General features: G+C 60.7%; 11 protein-coding genes and 1 tRNA gene. 4 read left to right on the top strand and 8 right to left on the bottom strand.

Annotated elements, in window-relative coordinates; translation table 11 throughout:
• On the top strand, positions 1 to 1,025 hold a 1,025-nt coding region (locus tag ACTS1Z_RS07850), incomplete at its 5' end, for an NAD(P)/FAD-dependent oxidoreductase (RefSeq protein ID WP_442623896.1).
• Between the two features lie 187 nt (positions 1,026 to 1,212).
• Positions 1,213 to 1,413, top strand: a complete 201-nt coding sequence (locus tag ACTS1Z_RS07845; protein ID WP_442623895.1) for a hypothetical protein — start codon at positions 1,213 to 1,215, stop codon at positions 1,411 to 1,413.
• Between the two features lie 73 nt (positions 1,414 to 1,486).
• On the opposite strand, the gene ACTS1Z_RS07840 is transcribed toward ACTS1Z_RS07845, so the two are convergent.
• From ACTS1Z_RS07840 to ACTS1Z_RS07815, 6 genes are all read right to left on the bottom strand, one after another.
• On the bottom strand, positions 1,487 to 1,786 hold the full coding sequence (locus ACTS1Z_RS07840) for a putative quinol monooxygenase (protein WP_442623894.1): 300 nt from the start codon (positions 1,784 to 1,786) through the stop codon (positions 1,487 to 1,489).
• Positions 1,787 to 1,931: 145 nt separating this feature from the next.
• The gene (locus ACTS1Z_RS07835; protein WP_442623893.1) at positions 1,932 to 5,045 is read right to left on the bottom strand and encodes an efflux RND transporter permease subunit; all 3,114 of its coding nucleotides are present in this window, start codon (positions 5,043 to 5,045) and stop codon (positions 1,932 to 1,934) included.
• Positions 5,045 to 6,124 (bottom strand): efflux RND transporter periplasmic adaptor subunit, encoded by a 1,080-nt coding sequence (locus ACTS1Z_RS07830; protein ID WP_442623892.1) that lies wholly within the window; start codon positions 6,122 to 6,124, stop codon positions 5,045 to 5,047. Before ACTS1Z_RS07830 ends, ACTS1Z_RS07835 begins: the two co-directional genes overlap by 1 nt.
• 38 nt (positions 6,125 to 6,162) lie before the next feature.
• A complete protein-coding gene (locus ACTS1Z_RS07825) occupies positions 6,163 to 7,620 on the bottom strand; it encodes an efflux transporter outer membrane subunit (RefSeq protein ID WP_442623891.1) in 1,458 nt (485 codons plus the stop codon).
• On the bottom strand, positions 7,617 to 7,997 hold the full coding sequence (locus tag ACTS1Z_RS07820) for a hypothetical protein (RefSeq protein ID WP_442623890.1): 381 nt from the start codon (positions 7,995 to 7,997) through the stop codon (positions 7,617 to 7,619). The genes ACTS1Z_RS07825 and ACTS1Z_RS07820 overlap by 4 nt, the downstream gene beginning before the upstream one ends.
• Positions 7,998 to 8,015: 18 nt before the next feature.
• A complete protein-coding gene (locus tag ACTS1Z_RS07815; protein ID WP_442623889.1) occupies positions 8,016 to 8,426 on the bottom strand; it encodes a DoxX family protein in 411 nt (136 codons plus the stop codon).
• A 366-nt stretch (positions 8,427 to 8,792) separates the two neighbouring features.
• On the opposite strand from ACTS1Z_RS07815, the gene ACTS1Z_RS07810 reads away from it, so the two are divergent.
• Complete coding sequence (locus ACTS1Z_RS07810; protein WP_442623888.1) at positions 8,793 to 9,446, top strand: TetR/AcrR family transcriptional regulator; 654 nt, start codon at positions 8,793 to 8,795, stop codon at positions 9,444 to 9,446.
• A gap of 5 nt (positions 9,447 to 9,451) precedes the next feature.
• Complete coding sequence (locus tag ACTS1Z_RS07805; protein WP_442623887.1) at positions 9,452 to 9,895, top strand: potassium channel family protein; 444 nt, start codon at positions 9,452 to 9,454, stop codon at positions 9,893 to 9,895.
• 136 nt (positions 9,896 to 10,031) lie between these two features.
• Here ACTS1Z_RS07805 and ACTS1Z_RS07800 read toward each other — a convergent pair.
• Both ACTS1Z_RS07800 and ACTS1Z_RS07795 read right to left on the bottom strand, forming a co-directional pair.
• Positions 10,032 to 10,107, bottom strand: a tRNA-Phe gene (locus ACTS1Z_RS07800).
• A gap of 41 nt (positions 10,108 to 10,148) precedes the next feature.
• Positions 10,149 to 10,346 carry a DNA gyrase inhibitor YacG gene (locus ACTS1Z_RS07795; RefSeq protein WP_442623886.1) on the bottom strand — a complete coding sequence of 66 codons (198 nt, stop codon included), beginning with the start codon at positions 10,344 to 10,346 and terminating at the stop codon, positions 10,149 to 10,151.
• Positions 10,347 to 10,521 lie beyond the last annotated feature (175 nt).

Below are 10,521 nucleotides of genomic sequence, written 5' to 3'. Positions count from 1 at the left end.
GTCGCGAAGTGCTTGTCCTCGAAGCGGAAAACGCGATCGGCATGCACAGCAGCAGTCGAAATTCCGAGGTGATCCATGCCGGACTCTATTATGAGCCGGGAAGCCTGAAGGCCGAATTGTGCCGACGCGGAAAGGAACAACTGTATCGCTACGCAGATGAGCGCGGGATCCCGTATCGCCGGACGGGCAAGCTCGTCGTGGCGTCGTCGGAAGAGCAGATCGCGCGGCTCGAAGAGATCAAAGACAATGCTGCCGCCAACGGTGTAAACGATCTGGAACTGATCTCCGGTTCGGCAGCGCGCGAGTTGGAGCCCGCTATCTCCTGCGCCGCCGCGCTTCTGTCGCCGTCGACGGGTATCGTCGACACGCACGCCCTGATGCTAGCGCTCGAAGGCGACCTCGAAGCGCATGGCGGCATGGTGGTGCTGCAGACACCGGTTATCGGCGCGGCGATCGATACGGCAGGCATCGATATCGAGATCGGCGGCGGAGAGCCGACGAAACTGCGCACGCGCCACCTGATCAACTCGGCTGGGCTTAAGGCACCGGACGTCGCGCGCTCAATCCGTGGGCTGGACGCAACGGCGATCCCGAACGCCCATTTTGCGATCGGCCACTATTACCGGTTGAGCGGACAATCGCCGTGCCAGCGTCTGATCTATCCGCTCCCGGAGCCCGGCGGACTGGGCATCCACTTGACCGTCGATCTTGGCGGCCAGGCGAAATTCGGACCCGATCTGCGCTGGATCGACCGGATCGATTACGCGTTCGACGACAACCGGTTCGAGGGCTTCTTGGCGGCGATCCGAGAATATCTGCCGGATATCGCCGCCGACCGGCTGGCGCCCGATTACACCGGCATCCGCCCCAAGATCGTGGGCCCCGGAGCGCCCGCGACAGACTTCCGGATCGACGTTGGGGCTTCTCAAAACGACGCGAGCGTTATCAATCTTTTCGGCATCGAATCGCCGGGCCTCACGGCAAGCCTTGCCATCGCAGATCACGTTGTCGGCTTGCTGACTTAGCCATGTGATCGCGACCGGCGCTCGGTGAAGAACGGCGATAGTGCGCCCCGGTTATCCGCTTCGGTCAGCTCAATGGCGCTTAGCCGCAATTGTAGCGCCAACTCGGCCTTTCGGGGCGAGAACCACACCGGCATTCGCTCGGATGGTCGTAATCGGGTCGAAGGCCGGCGGGGCAACATTCGAACATTTGAACGAGAAATATCTGAAGCCGGAAATCGTTTCGGAGAATTCGCAATTGCGAGAGTCTCTCGATGAAATGCGGATAGGATCGACCGGCCATGGGATGTCGCGCCTCATCGTGCTTGGCGCGAGCGTCTATCCCTATCTTGTTCCCGACCTGGTGAAACGTGCCAACGGGATCGGCATGACGGAGCCGACGAGCGTCTAAGCAGTACGGCAAACTGGTTTCGGATACTCAGCTGGACGGAATATTGGCGGGGCGCAAAAACAAGAGCTGACGTTTAGCCCGGTTTGATTTCTTCGGACGCGTAAATGGCCATTTTGGGCGGCTCGCTGAGCATCGAAGAGATTTGTCGAACGAATTCCCGGGAAGACGCGAGCGCAAAATGCGCTTCAAGAGCATCCGTATCCTGCCAATGTTCCACGAAAACGAAACGCAAATCGTCTTCGCAATCGATCGACACCTGGTGATCGATGCACCCTGGTTCGGCTCGCGATCGCCGAACATGCTCCAGAGCCAAACTGCGCACCTCCGCGCAATATTCGGGGCGGGATTTGGCGCTGCCGATCACAATTACCATGAGCGCTATTCACTTTCCTGATCTGCCGGGTCCAAATCGCCTGTCATCGCAATTCCCGGCCTCTTTCTTCATTAGAACGCCGCAGATGAACGGTGTCCACCTCGTGTTAAAGCGGCGACCACACGATTAGAGGTGACCGTCGCGACTAAGCCTTATCCGCAATAGGGCGTTGAGACGGATTCGTATCATCCTTCGCATCCGATTTGCCGCCGAAGAACAACCTGTAAAGCGCAGGCACGACGCCAAGCGTGAGCAGCGTGCCGACAGCGAGCCCGTAGGCGATGACGTTCGCCATACCGTAGAATAGCACGTCCTGCTGCACGATAAGCGGCAGGAGGCCGAGGATCGTCGTCACGGTCGTCATGATGATCGGCCGGAAACGGCGGACGCTGGCAGTGATGATCGCCTCGGATTTGTCCGCGCCTTCTTCCTCGCGCTCGATATCGATACGGTCGATCAGCACGATGGCGTTGTTGATGATGATACCGGCGAGCGAAAAGAGGCCGAGGATCACCATGAAACCGAAATCCGCGCGCATCACATGCAGGCCGAGTGCGGCGCCGATGAGCACGAGCGGGATCGTGATCAGGATGATGGCCGTGCGCTTGAAGCCGTTGAACTGTGCGACGAGTAACACGAAGATGATCGCAACGCATAGCGGCGCATAGGCGAAGAGCGCGGCACGGCCATCGGCGGATTCGGATATGATCCCGTCATACTCGATGAAATGGCCCGGCGGCAGGCCAGCTCGGATTTCTTCCAGCCGATCGGCCATTTCGGGTACCATGTCTTCGGGCGACATCTCGGTCGGCCGCGCTTCGATCGTCAGCGTCTTGACGAGATTTTCCCGCTGGATGCGGCCATATTCCGGCTCGACCACGATATTCGCGACCTGACCGAGCGGCACGGTGTTCGCCGACCCTTCGGCAAATACCGTCGCCGTGGCGAGACGCGCGGGATCGCTCCGCTCTTCCGCCGTGGCGCGGGCGACAATCGGGACTTGGTCATCGCCATCGCGAAATTCGCCCACGCGCCGTCCGCTGAAATAGCTCGCCAGCGAACGCGCCACATCGGCAGACGACACCCCGGCCCGGCGCGCCGCGGTCTGGTCGACTTCGACGGCGAGAGAGGTCGTCGGGTTCTCCCAGTCGGACCAGATATCGATCGTACCCGGCACGTCGGCCATCATCGCGGCGATGCGTTCGCCCGTTTCGTTGAGTATTTCAGCGTCGGGTCCGCGCACCTGCAGCTGGATGATATTCGGGTCGCTGGGCCCGAGGAACATGGGCGCGATGCGCGCGCGGACGTCGGGAAAGCGATCCCGCATCTCGGCGCGGAGCCGGTCTATCCCGGCGTTGCGCGCTTGCTGGTCGGTGGTGTTCACGACGATAAAACCCTTGTTCGGCGCAGGATCGATCGGCGTCAGCGACAATACGAAGCGCGGACCGCCAAAGCCCGCATAAGCCGCCGTGCTCTCGAAATCCGGAAACCGTTCCTCGTCGCCCAGATATTCGGCGATCTCGCGCACGGGCGCATCGGTGGCGCTGCTCGATGTACCCGCCGGCGTCTCGAGATAGACCAGTATCTGCGGCCTGTCCGAGGACGGGAAGAATTGCGAAGGCACGAATTGCAGCGAGAGCCCGGCGAGCACCAGCATGCCCACCATCGCGCCGAGAAAAGGCACGCGGCGCGGCAACAGCCAACGAATGAGCGTCTCATATTTCGCGCTCAGATTCTGGAAGACGCCGTCGACGCGCCTGCGCCATTCCGGCTGGGTTTCAGGATCGTCTTTGCGGCAGAAATAATAGCACAGTGTCGGGGTCACGAGCATCGCAATGAGCCAGGAGGCGAGCAGGGTGATCATCACGACGAGCGAGATCGCGCGCGTATATTCGCCCGACTGATGTTGGGCGAGCATCAGCGGCATGAACACCAATATCGTCGTGGCGGAGGATGACAGCAGCGGGAGGGCGAGCTCGCGGCCCGTCTGATCGACGGCATCTTCGCGGCTCACGCCCTCTTCGAGGCGCAGTTTGAAATCCTCGGCGATCACGACGCCGTTATCGACGAGCAGGCCGAGTGCGATGACGAGCGTTGCAAGGCTCATCCGCTCAAGCTGCATGCCCATCATGCCCATCACCGCGAGGGTTACGAGCATCACCGCCGGTACGATCGATCCGACGATCAGCCCGGTGCGCACGCCGAGAAAGAGAATAACGATACCGAGCACGATGGCGAGCGTCTGGAGCACGTTGAACGAAACCCCGTAGACCGTGCTTTCCACCTGGTCGGCCTGAAATGTCATGATGTCGAACTCGACGCCGGCGGGCAGGCTCTCGGCGATCTCCTGGATCGCCGTACGCGCGCGTGCACCATAGTTGATGACACTCTGATCGGAGTCCATCGCGATCGCGAAAACTATCGCCGGTTGGCCATCGAAATAGGCGGTCTGGCCCGGCGGATCCTGCGTACCCATTGTTATGCGCGCAAAGTCGCCGATACGGATCGTGCCAAGCTCCGGCCCGAGATCGACGAGCAGTTCCTCGATCTCGCGCAGCGACTGGAATTCGCCGGTCGGATGGACGGCAAGACGACGGAAGCCGGTATCGATCTCGCCCCCGGCCGCGACCACATTCTGATCGACAAGCGCGCCGATCACGGCTTCCGGCGGGACGCCCAGTTCGGCAAATATCGCATTGGGAATCTCAATATACACCCGTTCCTGCCGCTGCCCGACGATATCGACGCGCTTGGTTCCGTCGATTGCGTAGAGCTGATCGCGGACGTGCTCGGCATAATCGTTGAGTTCGATCATATCGAAATCGTTCGAATGAAGCGCGGCGGTGATCACGGCGACGTCGCCGAAATCGTCATTCACGACCGGCGGGATTGTGCCGTCCGGCAGGGATCGCACATCGCCGACGGTCTGTCGCAATTCGTCCCATATCTGGTCGAGCTCGAAAACCGCATCCTTGGCCTGGACATGGATTATGGAGACGCCGTTCATCGATGTGGCGCGTATCTCTTTCACCTCGTCGATGGTCTGCACGGCCTCGGAAATCGGCTGGGTAATCAGCCGGTCGACCTGGCCCGCGGCCATGCCTGGGAAGCGCGTCGTGACGACGGCTTCGCGGATCGTAATTTCCGGATCCTCGCGGGCGGGCAGCGTGAAGTAGCTGTAGATGCCCCAGGCCATTGCGATACCGAGGATAAGAAAAACGACCGCTCGAAAGCGGAAACCGATGCTGCTGATAGACATTATTCAAACCTTTGCGGGCCGTCACCGAGGCGCGAGACGCGTTGGCCTTCGGAGAGGAAGGCGACACCGCGCGCGACGATCATGTCGCCGCGCGAAAGCCCGGCACGAACGATTGCATCATCGCCGGCGAGTCGCGCGACTACGATATCGCGCGTGGCAATCTCGTCGGTTTCTGGATCGATGACGAACACGCGGGCGCGATTGCTGCTCATAGGAATGAGCGCGGTTATCGGTATTGCCGTACCTGTCGCTCCTCCACCGCCGGCCGGTAGCGCGATGTCCACCGTCGAACCCGGCGAAAAAGATGCAGGCGCGCCATCAAGCGTGGCTGTAACTTCAAACAGGCCGGATGCGTTTCCCCGACCGGATATCTCGGAAATCCGTGCGGCGATGACGGCTTCGCCGGCACGGCCGCCACGCACGCGAACTGGCGTGCCCACGGTGAGGCGCTGACGCTGGTTCGCGGTCACGGAAAATGTGGCCTCGACGCTGCCAGTACCATCAATTTCGAAAACCACCTGACCGCTGCCGACCTGCTGACCGGGTTCGATCGCGCGGCGCGCGATGCGGCCGGAAAAGGGTGCGCGCAGATTGGTGTCGGAGAGGGATTCTCGCGCGATGCCGATTTCGGCACGCTGTGCGCGGGCAATCTCTCGCAGACCCGATCGTTCGGCGACGGCCGTTTCATAGCGTGATTCAGATGCCGCGCCGGCCTCCAGCAACTCGGCTTGCCGCTGCGCGTCCTGTTCGGCCGCGCGCAGTCGCGCCGTGGTCTCTGCAAGACGCGCCTCGGCCCGGGCAGTTTCAAGCTGATAGGTTCGTCCGTCGAGTGTAGCCAGCACTTCGCCGCGCTGCACCGGGTCGCCGATTTCGGCGCGGACCGAGGCTACGATCCCCGGAACTTCAAAGCTCAGTTCGGACCGGTTCGCGGCTTGAAGGCTACCCGGTAGCCATATCTCGCCATTTTCGTCGGTTTGTCCGCCGACCTCGTGCCAGGCGACGGCGCGCGGTTCGGGCGCGTCGTCATTCCCGGCAGAACAGGCGGCGAGAGTCGCGACAAGGCCAACGGTACAGGCCAAGTGCCTCAAAACTTTTGACATGCCCACATGCATGCGCATCAGGAAGCTCCTTCGGTGAGAGTGTCTTCGGGCAGCGGCTGCCATCCTCCGCCCAGCGCACCGTACAGCGCGACAAGGCTGGCGGCGGCGCGCCGATAGGCTATCGTTTCCGCGCGTTCTGCGTCACGCAGCCGCCGTTCGGCATCGAACAGTTCGAGCAGAGAAATGTCACCGGCCCGGTAGCGTAGCTGCGCCAGTTCAAAGTTTTCGCGTGACGCTTCGACCGCGTCGCGCCGAAGGTCCATCGTCTCCAAGCCCAAATCGTATCGAGCCAGTGCTTCTTCGGCTTCTCCAAGCGCGTTGAGGACAGTTTCCTCATAGGCGAGGGCTGCGCGCCGGGCTTCGGCTTCGGCAAGACGGATTTCGGCACGTACGCGTCCGCCATCAAAAATCCGCCACGATAGGAACGGGATGACGGAGAAGCTCTGGCTTTCGCTTTCGAACAAGGTGTCGATCGCGAGCGATTGGAAACCGCCAAAGGCGCTGATCGACAGTCTCGGAAAAAGTTCGGCCGTCGCGACACCGATTTCCGCAGTTTCGCTGGCCAGCCTGCGCTCTGCAGCCGCGATATCGGGGCGGCGGCGCAGGATATCGGCACGCTGGCCGACCGGGACCGGCATCAGTTCGATACGGTCCACATCGGTAGATTCGAGCGCTATTTCGGTTTCCGGCAGGCGACCGGTAAGGACGCCCAGTGCAAGCGCATTGGCACGGACATTGGCGCGAAGACCCGGCAGGTCGGCCTCGAGCTGACGCAGTTCGACACGCGCCTGAACTACAGCGACGCGGGCGACTTCGCCCGCTTCGAACTGCGTTTCGACGAGCGACAGAGTCTGGCGTGCTGCGTCGATTGCATCTTCGCGCGCTGCGCGCTCCGCCTGATAACCGCGCATTTCGAGATATGTGCGCGCAGTTTCGGTAGCGACCGATAGCCGCGCACCATTGGCGTCAGCCCGCGCAGCGTCAATCTGCGCGTCGCTGGCTTCGACGGCCCTGCGCGTGCGCCCGAACAGATCGATTTCCCAGGACAGGCTGAAGCCCGTCTCGTAGATTTCCTGATTGCGGCTGAGACCGGGAATATTGCCAATCGCCGGGTTGGCGTTCGCGCTTTGGCGTTGGATATTGGCACTGCTTTCAGCGGTTGCGTTCGGGAAGTAATCCGCGCGGACGGTTTGGCGACGGGCGCGGGCTTCGGCGACGCGTTCTATGGCTTGCCGGACGGAGAGATTGTCGGAGAGCGCGCGTTCGACCAGCCGGGTCAGTTCCGGGTCGCCCAAATCGCGCCACCAGGCGATGAAATTATCCTCGGCGGCGGCCATGCGCGGTCCTTCGGCCCAACTCGTGCCGGTATCGATTTCGGGCCGTTCATAGTCGGGCCCGACCGTACATGCGCCCAAGGCGCATACAGCCGCTAGCGCGGCAAGACAGCGCGGCAGGGAAGCGAGAGGAGTTTTCATGCCCACCTGCCCAGTCGCGGTACGAGTACGGCAACGACGAACAGCAGCAATCCGACTGCCGGCAGTGCCGGACCCGAAAGGACGAAGATCTGAACGCCGAGAAATACGGTTAGCAATATGCCGCCGATGAGCGCGCCATATAACGCCGTGGATCGGCGGAACAGGAGCAGGGCGGCGAGAAGCTGCGCCCCTGCTACCGCGTAGCGCGTGGTGTCTCCGCCAAGCGGCGCGAAGATATGCAGCATCGATTCCGCGCCGGCCAGTTTCAGGCCGCTTGCGATCAGCAGAGTAGCAATCAGAAAAGATCGAGCACAGCCGTCGAGCAGGCGCCACGCGCGTGGCCAACTTTCTGAGGAGATGGTTCGGATCGGTTTCATGGCCATACCTCGCAGCGATCATCCGCGCTCAAGCAGTGCGCGATCGAGGTGGCGGGGGCCGGGCATCAGCCGAGGCCGCCCGACCATCATCAATCCGGTCAGCAGGAGAAGAGCAGGGACACCGCCGCCGCCAAGAGCGAAAATGTGCAGGAAAGCGGCTATCACCATCATCGGCATCAGCAGGGCAGTGCCGAGCGCCGCCGTCTTGGGGCTGAGCAGCAACGCCGCGCCAAGCAATTCGGCGGCTGCGACAAGATAGCGGAAGCCTTCGCTCGCGCCGAGATCGTCGAACAGGCCAACCATATAGGGCAGGCCCAGAATTTTCATGGCGGCGGCTACGAAGAAGGCGGCCGCGAGCATATGCCGCAGCAACCAGTCCGCAGTTACCCAGAAGCGGAAAAACCGTTGGTCTCTTATGGGCTTTGTCATTCGGGCCTCCTTGTGCGTCGCATAAGTTGCGACCTGCATTGCCATTCGTTCTTCACGGCCTGTATTGACCGAACCGTTCAGTCATTTTTACGTGAAGCAGAAAGCCATGTCAAGGTAATCGAACCGATCGGTCATTTTCTGTGGCTTCGTGTAATTAAAGTCGGAAGCGAGAGCATTGCTGGAATTGAAACTGCCAGCCTGAATCTTATCATATAATAATTTAAAATCAGTGGTTTGATGGCTTTGGGCGCAGTTCTATTTCTCAGTACATGCGAGGTTCGCATCAGTAGAGCGTCTGTTGATCCCGGTGTCCGGATCGAGACGCTGGAATGGCCGCCTTGAAAAGATCTGTGATTGCTGTTAGTAATGACCGAACAGTTCAGTTTAATAAATGAGGTCGTCATGCCGGTAACGACGAGCAAAGCCCAGCATGCCAAGCGTGCGCAGATCATGGATGGAGCGCGCCAGGCCTTTATCGATCTCGGTTATGAAGGTGCGAGCACCAACGAGATCGTCCGGCGCGCCGGTATATCGAAAGGCACGTTGTACAATTATTTTGCCGACAAAGAGGCGCTGTTCGCGGCCTTCATCGAGGAGGAATGCGCGACACATGCCGATTTGGTAACCAGCGGCGATCCCGACGCGGACGATATCGTAGCAGAGCTGCAGCGCATGGCTCTCGAGCTCGTCAAGCTACTGGTCGATTCTTCCATCCATGACATTTATCGCATCGCGATCGCTGAGTCGGGGCGCTTCCCCCGCCTCGCGCAGACATTCTACAAATCGGGTCCCGAGCGGGGCGCCAAAAAGCTGGCGCAGTTTTTTGCCGAAGCAGCTGCGAACGGTAAGTTGAACATCGACGATCCGATGCGCGCGGCGATCCGTTTCCGAACGCTATGCGAAGGCGACCTCTTCTATCGGCGGCTATGCCGTATGCAGGACCATTTTTCGGCGACCGAGATGCGCAAGGAAGCCGAAAATATCGTCGAGATGTTTCTGGACAGCTACGGCGTCGGGTAACCACGATGCCGGAAATACTGCTATTGATTGCCGTACCTGTTGTGGCCGTGTCGCTTGCGGTCGTCATTCATGGTTATGCTGTCAGGCAAGCAACGCTCGGCGTACAGAGCGATGACGATACAAGCCCGCGCCGCACAGCGATGAAAGCGCTTGCCATCCTCTTTCTCGCACATTCCCTCGAAATCGCTGTTTTTGCGATCGGGCATTGGGTTCTTTTCGTTGCCGCTCCTACGGCCTACTTCACCGGCAGCTTTGCACCGGACGCACGCGATTTTCTATATTTCTCTGCCGCGTCGTACACGTCGCTGGGGCTGGGCGATATTCAACCGCACGGACCATTGCGACTGTTGACCGGCGTCGAGGCTTTGACCGGGTTGATCCTTATTGCCTGGACTGCGGCCTTTCTATTCGAAGAAACACGCCGGCAGTTCAGCAGCAGTCAGAATTGAAGTCGACAAGGCCGAGTGCGTAGGAAACGCATGATGCTACATTGCCGGCTGCGCATGGTGGGTAACATCGGTGCCGTTTGGCATGAACGAACGCTCCCTGACTAGTGCGAAGCTACAGAGACTTTTTCAGAAAAAGTGGTGCCCGGGGACAGAATCGAACTGCCGACACTGCGATTTTCAGTCGCATGCTCTACCAACTGAGCTACCCGGGCATCGCCGCAAGATCGTGCGGGAACCGCGCCTATAGGCCGGGTCAGCCGTCGCTGTCCAGCCCGTTTGTGCGGGCCGCGACGGCGTCCGGATCGGCCGGCGGACCGGGCACGCGATAGCCGTCGCCCAGCCATTGCAAGAGATCGCGATCGCGGCAGCCTTCGCTGCAAAACGGCTTGTGATCCGCGCTTGGCGGCTTGCCGCACAGAGGGCAGCTTTTGGAGCGGGCGGGCTGTTTCATCCTCGTGGCGATATGGGAGGCGCGGGCGGCTTGGCAAGTTGGAGGGGCGTTATGTTTGTCAGATTCGACCTGTCGGTCGAGCGCTGCAAGTCTGTTTGTCAGAATTTCCCTCACGGAAAATCGCGGCACCGGCCCGCTCCCCCTCCCGACCGCCCACGAGTGTACCCTGAATGGG

Source organism: Parasphingopyxis sp. (genome assembly GCF_052168295.1).
GTDB lineage: Bacteria > Pseudomonadota > Alphaproteobacteria > Sphingomonadales > Sphingomonadaceae > Parasphingopyxis.
Note: the sequence above shows the minus strand (reverse complement) of the source record. Positions and strands in the feature narration are given on the sequence as shown.

Excerpts from the sequence above, each read along its gene's own strand:
- ACTS1Z_RS07840 (WP_442623894.1), bottom strand. The coding sequence starts at position 1,786 with ATGGTAATTGTGATCGGCAGCGCCAAATCCCGCCCCGAATATTGCGCG.
- ACTS1Z_RS07835 (WP_442623893.1), bottom strand. The coding sequence starts at position 5,045 with ATGTCTATCAGCAGCATCGGTTTCCGCTTTCGAGCGGTCGTTTTTCTT.
- ACTS1Z_RS07825 (WP_442623891.1), bottom strand. The coding sequence starts at position 7,620 with ATGAAAACTCCTCTCGCTTCCCTGCCGCGCTGTCTTGCCGCGCTAGCG.
- ACTS1Z_RS07820 (WP_442623890.1), bottom strand. The coding sequence starts at position 7,997 with ATGAAACCGATCCGAACCATCTCCTCAGAAAGTTGGCCACGCGCGTGG.
- ACTS1Z_RS07815 (WP_442623889.1), bottom strand. The coding sequence starts at position 8,426 with ATGACAAAGCCCATAAGAGACCAACGGTTTTTCCGCTTCTGGGTAACT.
- ACTS1Z_RS07810 (WP_442623888.1), top strand. The coding sequence starts at position 8,793 with ATGACCGAACAGTTCAGTTTAATAAATGAGGTCGTCATGCCGGTAACG.
- ACTS1Z_RS07805 (WP_442623887.1), top strand. The coding sequence starts at position 9,452 with ATGCCGGAAATACTGCTATTGATTGCCGTACCTGTTGTGGCCGTGTCG.
- ACTS1Z_RS07795 (WP_442623886.1), bottom strand. The coding sequence starts at position 10,346 with ATGAAACAGCCCGCCCGCTCCAAAAGCTGCCCTCTGTGCGGCAAGCCG.